Annotated in this window: 13 protein-coding genes; 8 read left to right on the top strand and 5 right to left on the bottom strand. The window is 35.7% G+C overall.

Annotated features, from left to right (window positions below; all coding sequences use genetic code 11):
• Nucleotides 1-197: 197 nt before the first annotated feature.
• Together AVL50_RS13905 and AVL50_RS13900 are read right to left on the bottom strand one after the other, a co-directional pair.
• Nucleotides 198-1,454 carry an MraY family glycosyltransferase gene (locus AVL50_RS13905; protein ID WP_062617098.1) on the bottom strand — a complete coding sequence of 419 codons (1,257 nt, stop codon included), beginning with the start codon at nt 1,452-1,454 and terminating at the stop codon, nt 198-200.
• Nucleotides 1,429-2,616 carry a glycosyltransferase gene (locus tag AVL50_RS13900; RefSeq protein WP_062617097.1) on the bottom strand — a complete coding sequence of 396 codons (1,188 nt, stop codon included), beginning with the start codon at nt 2,614-2,616 and terminating at the stop codon, nt 1,429-1,431. Before AVL50_RS13900 ends, AVL50_RS13905 begins: the two co-directional genes overlap by 26 nt.
• 429 nt (nt 2,617-3,045) lie before the next feature.
• Between AVL50_RS13900 and AVL50_RS13895 the strand changes: the two genes are divergently transcribed.
• The 7 genes from AVL50_RS13895 to AVL50_RS13865 all read left to right on the top strand — a co-directional run bounded on the left by AVL50_RS13895 (nt 3,046) and on the right by AVL50_RS13865 (nt 11,122).
• A complete protein-coding gene (locus AVL50_RS13895; protein ID WP_062617096.1) occupies nt 3,046-3,816 on the top strand; it encodes a hypothetical protein in 771 nt (256 codons plus the stop codon).
• Between the two features lie 146 nt (nt 3,817-3,962).
• Nucleotides 3,963-5,564, top strand: coding sequence for an NAD(P)/FAD-dependent oxidoreductase (locus AVL50_RS13890; RefSeq protein WP_062617095.1), 1,602 nt, complete (start codon nt 3,963-3,965; stop codon nt 5,562-5,564).
• A gap of 6 nt (nt 5,565-5,570) precedes the next feature.
• Complete coding sequence (gene pdxH / locus AVL50_RS13885; protein ID WP_062617094.1) at nt 5,571-6,212, top strand: pyridoxamine 5'-phosphate oxidase; 642 nt, start codon at nt 5,571-5,573, stop codon at nt 6,210-6,212.
• A gap of 311 nt (nt 6,213-6,523) precedes the next feature.
• Nucleotides 6,524-7,834 carry an ammonium transporter gene (locus tag AVL50_RS13880; RefSeq protein WP_062617093.1) on the top strand — a complete coding sequence of 437 codons (1,311 nt, stop codon included), beginning with the start codon at nt 6,524-6,526 and terminating at the stop codon, nt 7,832-7,834.
• 129 nt (nt 7,835-7,963) lie between these two features.
• A complete protein-coding gene (locus AVL50_RS13875) occupies nt 7,964-8,896 on the top strand; it encodes a phosphatase (protein WP_253764285.1) in 933 nt (310 codons plus the stop codon).
• A gap of 209 nt (nt 8,897-9,105) precedes the next feature.
• Nucleotides 9,106-9,975 carry a DUF302 domain-containing protein gene (locus AVL50_RS13870; RefSeq protein ID WP_172826840.1) on the top strand — a complete coding sequence of 290 codons (870 nt, stop codon included), beginning with the start codon at nt 9,106-9,108 and terminating at the stop codon, nt 9,973-9,975.
• A 34-nt stretch (nt 9,976-10,009) separates the two neighbouring features.
• Nucleotides 10,010-11,122: a lipid A-modifier LpxR family protein gene (locus AVL50_RS13865; RefSeq protein WP_082795811.1), complete on the top strand. Its 1,113-nt coding sequence runs from the start codon at nt 10,010-10,012 to the stop codon at nt 11,120-11,122.
• Between the two features lie 59 nt (nt 11,123-11,181).
• Here the strand turns inward: AVL50_RS13865 and AVL50_RS13860 are convergent, their stop codons facing one another.
• From AVL50_RS13860 to AVL50_RS13850, 3 genes are all read right to left on the bottom strand, one after another.
• On the bottom strand, nt 11,182-11,592 hold the full coding sequence (locus tag AVL50_RS13860; protein ID WP_044202825.1) for an acyl-CoA thioesterase: 411 nt from the start codon (nt 11,590-11,592) through the stop codon (nt 11,182-11,184).
• Nucleotides 11,593-11,711: 119 nt separating this feature from the next.
• On the bottom strand, nt 11,712-12,968 hold the full coding sequence (locus tag AVL50_RS13855) for an MFS transporter (protein WP_063850709.1): 1,257 nt from the start codon (nt 12,966-12,968) through the stop codon (nt 11,712-11,714).
• A 127-nt stretch (nt 12,969-13,095) separates the two neighbouring features.
• On the bottom strand, nt 13,096-14,619 hold the full coding sequence (locus AVL50_RS13850) for a CotH kinase family protein (protein WP_062617089.1): 1,524 nt from the start codon (nt 14,617-14,619) through the stop codon (nt 13,096-13,098).
• 138 nt (nt 14,620-14,757) lie between these two features.
• Here AVL50_RS13850 and gcvP point away from each other — a divergent pair, with 138 nt between their 5' ends.
• Nucleotides 14,758-17,658 carry an aminomethyl-transferring glycine dehydrogenase gene (gcvP, locus tag AVL50_RS13845; protein WP_062617088.1) on the top strand — a complete coding sequence of 967 codons (2,901 nt, stop codon included), beginning with the start codon at nt 14,758-14,760 and terminating at the stop codon, nt 17,656-17,658.
• The last annotated feature ends 208 nt before the right edge of the window (nt 17,659-17,866 follow it).

Below are 17,866 nucleotides of genomic sequence, written 5' to 3'. Positions count from 1 at the left end.
ATTGTTTTGCGATTACTTCTTTTAAAAAACTCACAACCACTCTTTATATGTTTTTTAGCGTTGTACTCACAGAAAAAAAAATTTAGAATTGAATACGGTCTATTTCTGACTTAGTACTTAATTTAAAATTTATGCATAAAAAAGGGTTGAGATAAAATGATATCCCAACCCTATTCTGTTATCTATTTAAGAATGTTCTATCTCGCTTTCTTTAAAGGTTTTCTTTGAGATGGAACTGTGATTACTTCAATATTATCATTTGAGTTCTCTTGTTCTGCATTCTTTTCTGAAGGCATGTATTCTTTGTCATGCAATTTTGTTAGAGTGTATCCTAACAAACAGAACGTAGAAAGAATGATAGCACAAGCAGTTCCTGCATAACCTAAGTTTAGCGTATTGATGTAATACGAAATGAATGCAGTGATTATGGATAAGCAGTAAAAGAATAATACCGCTTTTGCTGGTGTTAATCCAAACTTCACTAGTAAGTGTGAAGAGTGGTCTTTTCCTCCAACATAAATAGGCCTGCCAGATCGAATTCTATTGATAGTTACAAATGTTACATCGAAAATTGGATAAGCTAACAATAAGATAGGAGTGATAATGCTGATATCTATGCTTGTTGTTACTGTCCAAGATTGCATTACACCTATCATAGAAAGCATATAACCCAAAAACATACTACCTGAATCTCCCATGAAAATTTTAGCATTAGGGTAGTTGTTTGGTAAGAAACCAAATAATACTGCGGCTAATACTAAACTGATTAAAGCAACTTCTTCATTGTGGAAATAAATGATAGAAAGAACACCAAATGACAGTGCGGAAATAGCTGCAGATCCAGGTGAAAGTCCATTCATATTATCCACTAGGTTCAATGCATTAATCACACCGATGATCCAGAAAAATGTAAATAAGTGGCTAATTACTGGTGGTAGGAATGAAACTGATCCAACAATAAAAATAGCTATCGATGAAGCTAATAGTTGGAAAAACAGTTTTACTTTCGGCTCCATTGCTTTGGATTTATCATCATAAGCTCCTGTAAAGAAAATAATCAGTGAACCTGAGTATAGCCACAATGCTTTTTGCTCAAAAGCTTCAGTTCCATATACAAATAAAATACTACTTATAGCTACTACAACTGTAAGTGCACTTGCGATGTATGAACTGTTAATTTTGTTTCTAAATAAAAAGCTTACGCTTATTAAAACACCAATTGTGACAGGAGCAGACCACCATAAAGGTAGAATTTCTATTAGTGTAGATACGATAATGAAAGAGATCATAATGCCTATACCTCCCATTAGCGCTGTAGTCTTTGTGTGAAAACGGTCGGCTCTAGGCTTGTCAACTATATTAAATTTTATAGCTTGTTTAATCAGAACCCGTGTAATTGAAAAAGATATAACTGCACCTAATACAAGGCTAAGCAATAATGTTAATTGATTCATAAGTTAACTCTTTGTACGTTTCAGTAAGGTCTTGTACAAGACGGTCAAAACTATATTTTTGAAATGTATTGTTTTGATGCTCTTCTACAAAACGATGGTTATTGTCTTTGGAATTTAAAATGTTTAATGATGCTGAAGCCATTGCCTCATCATCGTTTGTTTGAACTAAATAATTTTTACCAAAATCTGTAAACAGGTCTGGTACTCCACCCACAGCGGTAGAAACAACAGCAGTACCACTAGTCATAGCTTCAATAATTGAAACAGGCGAGCCTTCATTATTAGAAGTAAGCAAAACTAAATCCAAACTTGAATAAATGTCTGGTAAATTTTTTAAGAAGCCAGTGAAAGTGATAAAATCCGAAGTGTTCATCTCTTTGCTATAAGCTTCCAAGTGAGGTCTGTCCTCTCCATCACCAACCATAAAAAAGTGAGTATTAGTGTCTTTCTGGTGTATAAGCTTTGCAACTCTAATGAACATTTCAAGGTTTTTTATCTGTGTGAAACGGGCAACTATACCAATAAGTTTCTTATTTTTTGGAATAGAGTAGCTTTCATGTAAGAAATCCTTGTTGTTATTATCATAAAACCTCCTTAGGTCCAACCCTAAAGGGATCATACTGTGTTGTTCTTTCTGGCCAATTCCAAAACCTAATATTTCCTCTTGTTGTTTGTCTGTTATAGTTATAATTCTGTCTGTGCTTTTGGCAAGACTACGTTCAATAAAAAGGAATAATTTGGTTTTTAATGGCGAGAAATAACCGTGAAATACATGTCCATGAAATGTGTGGACAGTTTTGGTTTTTGTGTTAGAAATGAAATTATAGAGTAAAGCCGCTCCTCGGCCGATAAACCCCGCTTTTGCAGTGTGGGTGTGCACGATATCGGGCTTGTATTTCAACATTATTTTTAGAATGCGAAAAAGAGCTTTAATGTCATTGACTAATGATAACTCTCTTTGTAATTCTTGTATATAATTAACCTCAACTCCTCTTTCGGAAGCTAAGTATGACATATCTCCTTCGTTGCTAGGAATAGGTCCAGCATATAACTTTGACTCGAACTCTTCATTTTGTAGTTGATCCGTAAGCAAAACAGTATGGATTGCCGGCCCTCCAACGTTAAGTCTGGCAATTATTCTAAGAATTTTTGTTTTCTTCATCTAAAAAGAATAGTGAACTACCTATTAATTATTTAAAAAGATAGGGGACATTAGGAATGATAATAGGTAAAAGACCTACTTAAAAAACAGATTTAAATATTCATTATTAATAACCACAGCACAAATATATGTATAAATATTGCAAAAAATGTGAAAATCAAGAATTAAAGCGGTTCTTTTTAGTTTTCAAAAACGAAAAGTGCGAACTTACTTTGATACATTTCAAAAAGAATTTACTTTTACCTTGTTCTCTATCAAAATTAGTTCATCTCTTGATTTTTTCTAGACTTTATACATAATGTTACTATTAATTATATAAATAGTGATTCTATTTGTAAGATTATGGAAATAGAACTGCAGGAAATGGAACAGGGTAATTTTGTTGGAGTGCAAAACGCTTTTTTAGCTTTAAAATAATAGATCGATAAAATGACAAAGAACATTACAAAATCATTTTCATTCTTTTTATCCGGTGCAATTGCATTGTTTTTTACGTCTTGTGGTATGCAAGAAGAAAATGATCAACTAAAAGCTACCAATGCAAAACTTCAAGAGGATTTGGCTAGAGCGGAAGCTGCTGCTCAAACTTTAGATGAGGTAGGTGCATTGATTGACTCTATTGATGTGTCAAGAAACCTTTTATATGTTGATATGGAGCGAGGTATTTCTGGCAAAACATATGAGGAGAAGATTCGTGCTATCGATGCTTATATGCAAGAGTCTGAAAATCGTATGGAGCAAATGGAGGCAAGCTTGGCTAAAGCAAACACTAAAAACAGTGCTTACGCTAATACGATTAGAAAGTTAAGACAGCAGTTGGATCAGAAGACACAAGAAATCTCTGATTTAAAACAGCAAGTAGATAAATACAGAACTGAAAATAAAGCATTAATCAAAACTGTAGATTTACAAGCAAAAGAACTTTCTGATAAAGAAATTCAAATTCAAAAGAAAAAAGAAGAATTGTCTTTGTTAGAAAATAGAATTCAAGAGTTAATGGTTCAAGCAAAGAAAACGGAGGCAGATGCATTTTATGCTCAAGCTGAAGCGTTAGAAGAAGCTGCAAATAGAACTAAATTAGCTCCAAAGAAAAAGAAGGCGACTTATGCTGAGGCATTAGAGCTTTATAAAAAATCTTTTGAAGCTGGACGTAAAGACGCTTATGATAAAGTGCAGGAATTGTCGGAAAAAGTGGATTAATTCTTCCTTTACATCAATCTACAGAAAAAAGCAGGTAGCGAGAGTTACCTGCTTTTTTTGTTAATGAAGTTGTGCATGCTGTTTCCTAAAGTTGCATTCCTTAATTTTGCAGCATCTTTTTCTTAAAAATAAAGAACAGACATTAAATGAAAAAAGTATCTCAATATGTTGTCTCTCCGAACGTTGCTTTCGATGATGAGAATTTTAAAGCGTTTATCACAAAAAAAGAAGGGCTGAATGACGCGGAAAACGTGGTTGTTCGGATGACGAGGCGATCTATTGATGCTCGAAAAAAGAAAGTAAAAGTAAATGTAGAGGCAGAGGTTTTTGTAGACGAAAAGCCAACATTAAACATTGCTTATAAAAAAGATTACCCCAATGTTACTGAAGGGAAGAGGGTAGTTATTGTTGGAGCAGGCCCAGCAGGGTTGTTTGCAGCATTACGTTTTATTGAATTAGGGATAAAACCTATTGTGATAGAAAGAGGTAATGATGTACAGAAGAGAAGAAAGGATTTGGCTAATATTAATAAGAAGAATATTGTCAATGGAGATTCTAATTACTGCTTTGGTGAAGGTGGTGCTGGTACCTATTCTGATGGGAAACTATATACCCGTTCTAAAAAGAGAGGTGACTTTAGAAGAATCTGTGAGATTTTTGTAGCACATTCTGCTTCAGAAAAAATTCTTGTGGATGCTCACCCTCATATTGGAACCAATAAACTGCCAAAAGTAATTCAAGAAATGAGAGAAAGTATCTTGAATGCGGGTGGTGAAGTTCATTTTGAAACACGTGTTGAAGATTTTATTCTTGAGAGAGATGAAATCAAAGGAGTAGTTACTCAAAATGGAAATCAAATTACAGGAGAGGCAGTTTTGTTGGCTACGGGACATTCAGCAAGAGATATTTTCAGATTGTTAGATCAAAAGGAGATCACAATTGAAAGAAAACCTTTTGCTTTGGGAGTCAGAATTGAACATCCTCAAGGATTGATTGATAAAATTCAGTACCATTTGAATGATCGTGATAGAGGAGAGTATTTACCTGCTGCGGCTTATTCTTTGGTTTCTCAAGTAGGGTATAAAGGACAAAAAAAAGGTGTTTTTTCTTTCTGTATGTGTCCGGGTGGATTTATTGTACCTTCTGCTACTGCAGAGGGAGAAGTAGTGGTGAATGGTATGTCACCTTCAAGAAGAGATTCAAAATTTTCTAATTCAGGTATAGTTGTAAGTGTAGATGATGAAGATTTTTCAGAATACATCCAAAAATATGGAAATCTCGCAGCAATGGAATTTCAAGCTGCTGTAGAGAAAAAAGCGTGTGAAGTAGCAGGAGGAACACAAGTTGCACCAGCACAACGTTTATCAGATTTTGTGCAAGGTAAAATTTCCTCAAGCTTAAACGAAACATCTTATCAGCCTGGTTTGTTATCTGTAGACATGAAAGAAGTCTTGCCAGAGGCTATTGCTCATCGATTAAAATTCGGTTTTAAAGATTTTGGTAAAAAGATGAAGGGCTATATGACTAATGAAGCACAGATCGTAGGTGTGGAGAGTAGAACATCGTCACCTGTTAGAATACCAAGAGAAAAAGAAACTTGTGAGCATGTTTCTCTGAAAAGACTTTTTCCTTGCGGTGAAGGGGCAGGATATGCGGGAGGAATTGCATCGGCCGCTATGGATGGTGAATTATGTGCAAATAGAATAGCAGAATTATATTGCGGTGTAAAAGACGCATCATTAAAATAAAAATAGATGAAATCTAAAATTGCTGATATCCGTAAGGATTATTCCAAAAAAGATTTAGATGAAAAAGACGTTTTAGACAATCCAATTCAACAATTTGAAATTTGGCTGGAAGAGGCTATTAAGGCTGAAGTACATGAACCAACAGCTATGAATGTGGCTTCTGTGAATAGTGAGGGTCGAATTTCTTCAAGAATTGTATTGCTGAAAGGTGTAGAAGAAAATGCTTTTGTTTTTTATACTAACTATGAAAGTAACAAAGGTCAATCTCTTCAAGCATCCAAAAGAGCTGCTTTAAATTTTTTCTGGCCTGAACTGGAAAGACAAGTTTGTATTGAGGGAACCGTTGAAAAAGTGAGTGAAGAGACTTCTGACACTTACTTTGAAAGCAGACCTTATAAAAGTAAAGTAGGGGCTTGGGCTTCTGAGCAGAGCAGTATAATTTCTTCAAAGAATGTTATTGTAACTCGTTTTGCTAAGTATGCCGCTAAATTTATAACAAATGTTCCTCGTCCTCCACATTGGGGTGGCTTTGCAATCACACCTACAAGAATTGAGTTTTGGCAAGGAAGACCTTCAAGGTTACACGATAGAATTGAATATTTAAAAGATGAAGAAGGAAATTGGGGTAAAAATAGACTTGCACCTTAATTTTTTGTTCATAATTGATGGAAAAGGCTTAATCACTGACTGTGATTAAGCCTTTTTTATTGCCAATTCGTGAATTTTTATCTTTTTGGTTTGAAAATGAACCAAATAAATGATAAATGTGTTTTTATATAGGTTTTTAGGGTTTTATTTAACCTTTTGCATGATAAAATATGACTAAAAACAGATAATCAGGTGTTATTTTAATGTTTTTGCTAATAAAAAATGTATTAAAGATTTGTATAAATCATTATGAATTATATAAATTTGTAGCATCGGAAATAAAAAAATACTCACACTCACCTATATTTATTATGATTTCTATTAAAAAGGTAGGCCTTAAAGGTCTGAGTTTATTACTGTCCGCATTTTTAGTGCCTTCACTAACATTTGCACAGGAAGCAACTATTAATTCTGGAGATACAGCTTGGATGCTTGTAGCAACAGCTCTCGTAATGTTAATGACTCCAGCAGGCTTGACACTATTCTATGGTGGTTTAGCACAACGTAAAACAGTATTGAATACCATCGGTATGAGTTATACTGCTTTTTGTACAGGTACACTGGTATGGGTAATCATTGGCTATAGCTTAGCATTCGGAGAAGGAAACGCATATATTGGAGATTTCACTTCTTTCTTATTAGCTGACGTTAAAATCACAGACGTAGCAGGTACAATTCCAAGAATTTTATTCATTATGTTCCAAGGTACATTTGCAGCAATTGCCGTTGCTCTTGTAAGTGGATCAATCATTGAACGTGTAAAATATTCTACTTGGATGATCTTCTCAGCATTATGGGTTGCATTAGTTTACTCACCAATTGCCCACTGGGTTTGGGGCGGTGGTTTCCTAAGCAACGATGGTGAATTAGATTTTGCAGGTGGTACAGTAATTCATATTAACGCCGGTATTTCAGGTTTAGTTTTAGCTTTAATGCTTGGTAACAGAATCGGTCACGGTGATGAGCAATCAGAAAAACCTTCATCCATCAAATTAATGGTACTTGGTAGTGCTTTATTATGGTTTGGTTGGTTCGGTTTCAACGGTGGTAGCCAATTAGCTGCTGATTTTGTTGCAGCTAATGCAATGCTAGTGACAAACGTAGCAGCAGCAGCAGGCGGTATGGCTTGGTTATTAATCGAGTGGATGACTGAAGAAAGAAAGCCTACATTATTAGGTTCTGCATCAGGTGTGATTTCTGGTTTAGTGGGTATTACTCCAGCCTCAGGTTTTGTAGATGTATCAGGTGCTTTAGCAATTGGTTTGATTTCAGGTGTAGTTGGTTTTTACGGTGTAGTGAAATTAAAGAAAGCTTTAGGATATGATGATACGCTTGACGTATTTGGTATTCACGGTTTAGTGGGTATTGTAGGTGCTGTTTTAACAGGTGTATTTGCAAATCCTGAAGTAAACGGTGCTGCAGGTTTATTATACGGTAACCCTGGTCAGGTTTTAGTACAATTGAAAGCAGTGGTAGTGACAATCATTTTTGCAGGTGTAGCTTCAGCAATTCTATTTAAATTGAGTACTTTACTTACTGCAGGTGGTAGAATTGACGCTCATACAGAATCTGAAGGTCTTGATGAATCTTACCATGGAGAGAAATCTTTCGACTCTATGTAATAAAAAAATATATCCCTAGGGAAGAAAAAGAGGTATTGCGTCATGTAATACCTCTTTTTTTTATATTTTTATTTTCTAACAATACTATTTGGGCAACATACTATTAAATAGTTCAACTTTATAGTATGAATGTTTACACTGTTCACATTAATTTTTTATACGTTGAGACTAGCTTCTATAGATATTGGCTCTAATGCCATAAGATTTCAGATTGTTACAACACATATAGATAAAGCAGATGAGATTGCTTTTAAGAAAATTGAATACATGCGTTTTCCCCTTCGCCTTGGAAAAGACGTATTTAAAACCGGAAAGATATTAAGACCGACTGAAGAAAAGTTAGTCAAATTGATGAAAGTCTTTTCCACTTTACTTGATTTATATGACGTGAAAGATTACATCGCCTGTGCTACTTCTGCCATGAGAGAAGCCGCCAATGGTAAAGAAATAGTAGATAGAATTTACTATAAGGAAGGCTTGAAAATTGATATTATTAGAGGAACTACTGAGGCAGAGATGATTGCTCTGACACTTGACCCTTATATCCCGATGGGAAATGTAGTACATATTGATGTTGGAGGTGGTAGTACAGAACTGAATATCTATCGCCATAAAACCAAAGTAGCTTCAAAATCTTTCAGAATGGGTAGCGTGAGAAGACTAAGTGGAGAAGATCTGGAAGCTATGTTTGGTAAAATAAGAGAATGGTATAATACAGAATCATCTCCATATTTCAATGAAGATGAAGAGGTGATAGCTATTGGTACAGGTGGAAACATCAATAAGCTTTTCAACCTCTCCAAGCAAAAGAAAAGTGATGATAAAACTACTTTCTTAGCTGAGTTGAAAAAGATAAGAAGCTGGCTGATGGAGTTTACTTATGAAGAAAGAGTTAGTAAGCTAAGGCTCAATGAAGATAGGGCTGATGTAATTATTCCTGCTTCTAACATCTACATGACGTGTATGGAAATTGTCGGAGCAGAAAAAATTATTGTTCCAGGAGTAGGGTTGAAAGATGGTATTCTACATTATTTGGTTAAACATAGAGACTACCCTATTTAGAGATAGTGATTTTGCAGAAATATCCTGATTTACGTAAAGTGAGTCAGGATATTTTTTTGAAAAACAAGTAGATTATTATGTGTATTTGATAGGACATTTTTAATAAATCATCATTGAGTAATTGAATTTTTTGAGATACTTCTCCAATCATTTTAAATTAATATAGATGCACTTGGATTTGCTAACTGCTCAATCTATTAATCATGAAAATGAAAACCTTAATTTTTATTACTCTACTATTTCTTTTTTTTAGTTGTTCCAATGATAAACTCTCTGAATATACGGCTTTAACAGTTCGTCACAAAGTTGATTTGGAAGTGGATCATTTAAAAGATGTCATTCTACCTTTTCAAAGTATCACTCAAATAGATCATTCAAGACTAGCAAAAGATGCTGGAGTTTATACACCACCTTCTATTGTTACTATTTTTTCTGATAAGAAAGTGAATGCCGCGCTTTTGCAGAAAAACCAATTGATTGGAGTGGATCTTCCTTTTAAGGTATTATTATATTCAGAGCCAGATACACAAAAAGTAACATTGGCTTACACTTCAGCAGCGTTTATCCAAAGGCGACATGCATTGAAAGGGGAAGATGTGAAATCTTTTCAAAATGGAATTAATAACGTGGTGGAGAAGTTTCCGATTTCAATTCTTGCAAAGGATTGTGATAGAAGAGTAGAGAAGGAGTACGGGTTGATTATCCAGCAATCCACAAAACCTTTTAAGCAGACAATTGTTGATTTAAAGTCAGCTATTTTATCTCAAGGAGACACTCAGATGTTTGCAGATATTGATTTTCAGAAAGAATCCAAAGAAGTAGGAATAGACATTCCACCAACTTACTTGATATTATTTGGAGGCCCAGCTCCTGGAGGTAAAGCCATGAAGAGTACTCCTCGTTTAGGTTTGGATGCTTTTTGTCAAAAATTATTGGTATATGAAAAAGAAAGCGGAGAGGTGTATATCGCTTATAATGACATTGAAGCCTTCTCTGACCTTTATTACGATACCAAGACATTTCCTCAAATGATCATTAATTATAGACTGGGATCTACACTTGGAGGAGCTGTTGATTGATACAGAAGTGAAAAGTCAATGCATATTATGAAATATGGTAACTACTAAAAAACTATTTCTCTTACTGCTATTCTTGCTATTTCTTTCCATAGTATATGGACAAGAGAAAATACAGAAAGAAAAACATCCATTTTATTTTGAATTGAATATTGATGAGGATCTTTTTTTGTTGAAAAGTACGGATCAATTTTATTCTTTTGGCACGGCGATTCAATTTGGATGGAAGGGATTGGATAATAAGTTTACAAATTCTTTCTTACCCAAATTACCAGACAGTCATCAGTTATTTACACTGGGTATTGTCCACAAAATGTATACTCCTAGGGATGTTGAACGTGCAGAAGTGGATTCAACTGATATTCCTTTTTGTGGTGTAACTTATCTAACATTAGCACACAGTTCCATGAATCCATCTTTGGGTTTGGTTTTGATGACTCGATTAGATGTAGGAGTTGTAGGAGAAATTTCTGGGGGACAAAGATTTCAGAATGGCTTTCATTCTGCAATAGGAAACAATGAAGTGGCCGGATGGGACAATCAGATTGGCAATGGTTTATACCTTAATTATACTGCTGTTTTAATGCATAACCTTATTTCTTCTTTCTCTTTTTCTGAAGCATTTGTTGGAGGGCGTGGGACAGTAGGAACAATGGATATTTCATTTGAAGGATTTGTTTATCTCAGAGTGGGTATTTTCAACGATTTTTTTATTCAAGGGGAAAGGCCGTATTCTAAAAAAGCAGATCTCAAGACATTTTATAATATGGTAGATAAACCTTATGCTAGAATGAAATATCCTAATACATTATGGTCAGACGACCCTATTTTAAGAGAGAAAGCTACTGCAACTTGGTTGTCTAAGAATTTTAAGCCATTGCAAGTATATCTGAAGTTTATCAGTGGAGGAATTTTGAATGTGTATGACGGAGAAATGCAGGGAAGTTTAATACCTTTTGAATCGTCGCCTTATACCATTTCTTCTAATCAGATCCCTACATGGCAACATAGATTATCTGTTGGAATTGTGTTTTCATACAAGTTCGGAACTTTGGAATACAATTGGGATAGAATTACATATGAGCCTGATGATAAGTTTCCTCCCTATTATCCCAAATGGGGACGGTTTAATTTAAATTTCAACCTTTAATTTGAAGTGGCTGAAGTTCCAAACCAAAATACTTAATTTTAGCTTGGAACTCCTATATATTATACCAATTCAAACTCTTGTTCAAGTCGACTGTAGTCAATTCGAACAGGTTTGTTGTGATCATTTAAGGCAACAAAAATAAATACGCTTTCCATCACCTTTTCTCTGGAGTCAGAATACATGTCTTCAGAATACATTTCCAGAATCACACGCAATTTTATTGGATCTGCTTTCTCTACTTTACCAATAACTTCAACAATACTATTGGGTGAAATAGATTTTAAAAACTTAATGTCTTCCGTTTTTAAGGTGAACATTTTCTGTCTTGTGAATCGAGTAGCCGTAATATAAGCTACTTCATCCATCCATTTCATGGCTTCTCCGCCAAATAAAGTATTATTTGCGTTTAATGTATTTGGAAAAATCGCCCTACACTGTCTCGTTACTGTTTTTCTTATTCTCTCTTCCATAACTTTTGAACAAATTGTTATGAAAGTTAGATAGATTATTAATGATAAGTAAATTTAAGATGAATGTATATTCATATAATTACGAATCCTAAACAGTAATTGGAGTTTGTTATCATCTTTTAAGCTTGAGCAGACTTCTCTTTGAAAAATAGGCTTGTCATAAAGTAGAAGCCGGCCAAACTTAGGCCTAATAGGATAAGGGCATTTCCAATATTCAAGAAGTCGCAAAGGAAACCAAAAACAAAAGAGAGTAAAGCAGTGAAGACAGTTAAAACAAATGAATCCACAGAAAGTACAGTAGTCAGCATTTCAGTGGGGCTTTCATCTGCTATATATCCTGTTAGAATTGGTTTTCTTAAGCTGTCTGTTACATAAACAAGGGTGAAGACCGTAATTGCTATTAAGTGAAGTTGTATTTCATACATCAACCCTGCAAGGATACCAAATAGTAAACCAATTACAAGCGTATAAGTAATAAACTTTTCTTGATTGGAAATCTGTTTTTTTACAGATTTAGAAATAACAGCGGCTCTTGAGGTCATCATGTAAATCCCGAAATAAAGAATGCCGACAACTAAACCAATTTTTTGTTTTTCATCATCTATAAAACCTAGAAAAGGAAGTGTGAGAGCAAATGTGGCCATCATTGGTTGAATAAAATCTTTTGAAGCTCCTAGAAAAGAAGATAATACGGTGGCATTTGTGATTACCTTGATCAATTGTCTTTGTTTTAAAACTACCCAAAGCTCTTTAATAAAATTGGACTGTGTCTTCTTTTTCTTCTTTTTTCCTCCTTCATCCAAAGATTTAGGGTAAGTGAGAAGGTTGAAGAAGTTGATGATATATGGGATTACGGAATACAAAAATATACTCTTAAATTCCCCGCTATATAAAACAAGAAAACCTGCAATCAATGATGAAATGCCACTCCCAAATTGTGCCCAAGCTCTAGTGTTAGCAAAGTAGTCGGTTTTGAGGTGCAACCATTCTTTCTCTTCCAAATAACTCACAATAATGGCTTTATGAGATCCGCTTCTTAACGTTTCTCCTATTCCAAAGATGGAGAAGGCAACAACTAGCAGAAAGAAATTAGTAGAATAATAAATAGCTATAAACGAGACAATATACGCAAAGAATGATGTGGCTAAAGATAGTTTTCGACCTAATATATCAGCTAGTATACCTGTGGGGATTTCTAAAAAGAAAGCAACCAGTTTTCGGATGGCATAAAGGATTCCAATTTGAGTATAAGAAACACCCATTTCTGAGAGATATATGATCATAAAAGGATCGAAAAACCTCAGGTTCTTAAGGAATCCGTACATACTGAAACGCCAGTACATGCTGTTTTTTTGTATGGATGTAGGGGCTGTCATATTGAGATAGGCCTAAAGGTGTAGTTTTAGTTTGTAATTGAAACGTTGGAATCTGTAAAGGGCACGAAGTTAATTTAAATTGAAATGGTGTTGTACATCGTTTGTATTAAGATTATGTTTCATTTTTCTAAATGACTACTTTCTTAACAGGCAATTTTACCCAGCTTTTTTGATTATTTTCTACTTCAATTGATAAAATATAAGTGCCGTGATGGATATTTTGAGTAGAAATGTCAATGACTTCACTTGGTTTTTTACTCCATCTTTTGATCGTTTGTCCCTTGAGATTCATCAACGAAATCAAGCATCTTCTGAAATGTATTTCATCAAATTTAAGGATCATTTGATGATTATTTGGACTAGGGTACACCATGATGTTGGTGTTGCTGATGGTTTCTTCAATATTGATAACCTGTACTTGCTTTTGAGCATATTGTACTCGCGTACTAATATAATCCTTGATGCCATATTCAACATGTCCACCAATAGGTTGATGAAAAGCATAGTCAAAATCCTCTAGATTCCAATCGTAGCTGGAGGAATAAAAAATATCGAGTTGTATAAAAGGTCTTAATAATTGGTGTTGAGAAGAAAAATAAGTGTCTAGTTTTTCGTTGTTGAAACGATGGGCAATCAAGTAGGAGATATATCGATTGTATTCATTTTTGTATTTTGGAATATTCAAGATTTTACTAATCAACGGTCTTGCTTCAATAGTATGGTACCAATTATTCAAATCTTTTGTGGCCCAGTCATAACCAATCCAATCAATTCCTAAGGTATTGTCTAAGTTATGAGGAATGTAAGTCCAGCGGTTCTGATGGTCATTCCAATACAAATAGAAGTTATTTTTATTATAGGAATAATTATCCCAATGCCCGACTAAATGCTCAATGGCAATTGTTTTGATGTAGCGATTAATATCAAAATTAGCCTCTAAATAATGTACAAGCGGTTCATCTCTTAAGATATTTATGCTGTCAAGAAAAGCTGCAAGCAGGCCTTTATCTCCGTGATCGTCATTAATAATTTGGTAAATTTCTTCGTTGCAGTAGATATTTGGGTCATTAATAAGGTTGGCACCATAATTTCCTTTAATTAAAACACCGTCACTGGAGCAAAACCTTGAAGCAAGAAAAGTAGTATCGATCACTTCTGTATTGAGATATAAACCAAAATAAACCTCATTGATATAAAGTTCAATATGACTAGAACGTGCTACAGGAATATTTTCATCTCTGAACAGTTTTAATAATGCTTTTTCTCTTGAATGGGTAGGGTCGTTTTTTTCAGCTTTAAGATTGAAATTGGCTACTTCTTTAAATTTTCTATGGCGGTCAATATGGTTGAACGCTAATTGAAATGACTTCTTTGCGGCATATCTTGAGGTAGTTCCTGTAAGTCGTATGCCTACATTTTGAAGAGAATCTGTGATAAGAGAGTTTGAAAAGCGGAAAGAACAGCTTTTGAATTCAAGGTTCTCCTCATTTCCTGACCTTAAGAGAAACTCGAGGTCAAAGACGTTCATTTGTAGGTCCACACGGCTAACTTCCCCTTCCGGAAACAATATCCCGTCAGAAGGGTTAACACTCTGAGCAAGTGTTATATTAAATGAAATTATAAGACCTATTGTCATTAAAATTTCTTTCATTATTAACCGTAAGTTTATTTCGTAAATAAAGTTAACTATATTTGCCGTGTTATTACGGGGAAGTAGCGGGCTTAATTTACCACTTCTTCTTTTAACCTGCAATACACATTGTTAAATACCACAACACAACCATAGTCGATGAAGATTGATTTAAACAACTTCGAGAGATTTGAGGCAAGGCATAATGCGCCCAACCATACTCAAATCGAAGAGATGTTAAAAGCATTAGGGGTATCAGATATTGATGAGTTGATTGCTCAGACTGTCCCTGAAAAAATCCGCCTGAAAGAGGCTTTAAACCTTCCTGAACCACTTACTGAGTACCAATTCCTTCGTCAGTTCAAGGAAATTGCTCAGAAGAACAAAGTTTACCGTTCTTATATTGGTATGGGGTATTACAACACGATTACACCTCCTGTGATCTTACGTAATATCATGGAAAACCCAGGTTGGTATACTGCATACACTCCTTACCAAGCTGAAATTGCTCAAGGCCGTTTAGAAATGCTTTTAAACTTCCAAACCATGGTCACTGACCTGACTGGAATGGAATTGGCAAACGCATCTCTATTGGATGAAGCGACTGCAGCAGGCGAGGTAGTTCACATGTTCCATGGAGCTAGAAAAGGAGCGAAGAAAAAACAAGCAAACAAATTCTTTGCAGCAAACACTTGTCACCCGCAAACTTTAGATCTTCTAAAAACACGTTGTACTCCAATCGGAGTAGAGTTAGTCATTGGTGAGGTAGCAGAATTAGATGTTACAGATCCTACTTTATTTGGTGTATTAGTACAATACCCAGATACTAACGGTGCAATCAGTGATTATACTGATTTCATTGCGGCAGCGCATGAAAACGGTGTTTTAGTGGCTATGGCTTCAGACCTATTGGCACTTACGGTTTTAAAAGAGCCAGGTAAAATGGATGCAGATGCTGTAGTAGGTTCTGCTCAACGTTTTGGTGTTCCTATGGGATACGGTGGACCTCACGCTGGTTTCTTAGCTACTAGAGATGCTTACAAACGTCAAATTCCAGGACGTATTATCGGTATTTCTAAAGATAAGGACGGTAATGAAGCGTACCGTATGGCTTTACAGACACGTGAGCAACATATCAAACGTGAACGTGCAACGTCAAATATCTGTACTGCACAAGTACTATTAGGTGTAATGGCGGCTGCTTATGCAATTTACCACGGTCCTGAAGGTTTGAAAACAATTGCTTACCGTACGCATGGTATGGCCAACCTTTTAGTAAAAGGAGTGGAGCAATTAGGTTTTGAGGTAGAAAGCAAAGACTACTTCGACACAGTTAAAATTAAAACAACGCCTTTACAAGCAAAAGCAATCCGTCTTTTGGCTGAAGAAAGAATGTCGAACTTCCGTTACTTTGAGGATGGAACGATCGGTCTTTCTATGAACCAATCGACAGACGTATCTCACATCGAGGATATTATTTCTATTTTCCAAGATGCGTTAGATTTAAATGTACCTGTAGACGTTCAGGCGTTAGCCAATGATATTGAAGTTGCAGTTCCTTCTGCTTTACAACGTGAATCAGAGTTCTTAACACATCCAGTATTCAGCCAATACCACGCTGAACACGAAATGTTACGTTACTTAAAGCGTTTAGAGAACAAGGATCTTTCATTAGTACATTCAATGATCTCTTTAGGATCATGTACAATGAAATTGAATGCAACAGCAGAAATGATTCCTGTAACATGGCCAGAGTTTGGTCAGTTGCACCCATTCGCTCCAAAAGAGCAAGCACAAGGTTACCAAGAAATCTTCAAAGACTTGGAAGCTTGGTTATGTGAGATTACTGGTTTTGATGCAATGTCATTACAACCAAACTCAGGTGCAAATGGTGAATACGCAGGATTATTGACCATCCGTGCTTACCACGAAGCACAAGGTGAAGGTCATAGAAATATTGCTATTATTCCTTCATCAGCACACGGTACTAACCCAGCATCAGCAGTGATGGCAGGGATGAAAGTAGTGATCGTGAAATGTGATGAGGCAGGTAACATTGATGTAGAAGACTTAAAGGCAAAAGCAGAACAACATTCTGAAAACCTTTCTTCATTGATGATCACTTACCCTTCAACGCACGGTGTATTTGAAGAATCAGTAATTGAAATCTGTCAAATTATCCATGACAATGGTGGTCGTGTATATATGGATGGAGCCAACATGAACGCTCAAGTAGGATTAACTTCTCCTGCTAACATTGGAGCAGACGTTTGTCACTTGAACTTACACAAAACATTCTGTATCCCTCACGGCGGTGGTGGACCAGGAGTTGGACCAATCGGTGTGGTAGCAGATCTTGCTCCTTACTTGCCAGGTCACGCAGTAATTGACAACAATGTAGGTGAAAATGCTGCCTCAGCAGTTTCAGCAGCACCTTGGGGTTCTGCTAGTATTTTACCAATCTCATATGCTTACATCCGTATGATGGGTGCTGAGGGATTAACAAATGCTACAAAAACAGCGATCTTGAATGCGAACTACATGCAGTCAAGATTGAAGGAGCATTATCCAGTATTATATGTTGGAGCCAACGGACGTAACGCTCACGAGATGATCGTAGATTGCCGTCAGTTCAAGCCAGCAGGTATTGAAGTGGAAGATATCGCAAAACGTTTAATGGACTATGGTTACCATGCTCCAACGGTTTCTTTCCCAGTACCAGGTACATTGATGATCGAGCCTACTGAATCAGAAAGCAAATCAGAGTTAGACCAATTCTGTGACGCAATGATTGCTATCCGTGAAGAGATCCAAGAGGTGATTGACGGTAAAGCGGATGCAGTTGAGAACGTATTAAAGAACGCTCCACATACACAGGCAATGACCATTACAGGAGAGTGGACACTTCCTTACTCAAGAGAGAAGGCGGTTTATCCTCTTCCGTATGTTCAAGCCAACAAGTTCTGGCCAACAGTACGTCGTATTGACAGTGCTTTCGGAGATAGAAACTTAATCTGCGCTTGTATTCCAGTAAGTGATTACGAAGAAGCAGAAGCTTAAATTTTAATTATTACAATTTGATTTAAGTACCTTTTTAGACACCAAAAATCCCTTCCTACTTTAAGTTTGGAAGGGATTTTTATTTTTAAATCTTTCGACCATTTTTCTTGGTAGTACTTGTACACTATTCACCGTACACATAGTACGCTGTATATTGTACAAGCAGTACGGTGAATAGCGTACTATGTGTACGGTGGGTAGTGTACTA

The sequence above is a fragment of the Flammeovirga sp. SJP92 genome (assembly GCF_001583495.1).
In the GTDB taxonomy this organism is placed as follows: Bacteria; Bacteroidota; Bacteroidia; order Cytophagales; family Flammeovirgaceae; genus Flammeovirga.
The sequence above is the reverse complement of the archived record's forward strand: the minus strand, read 5'-3'. Positions and strand labels throughout refer to the sequence as shown.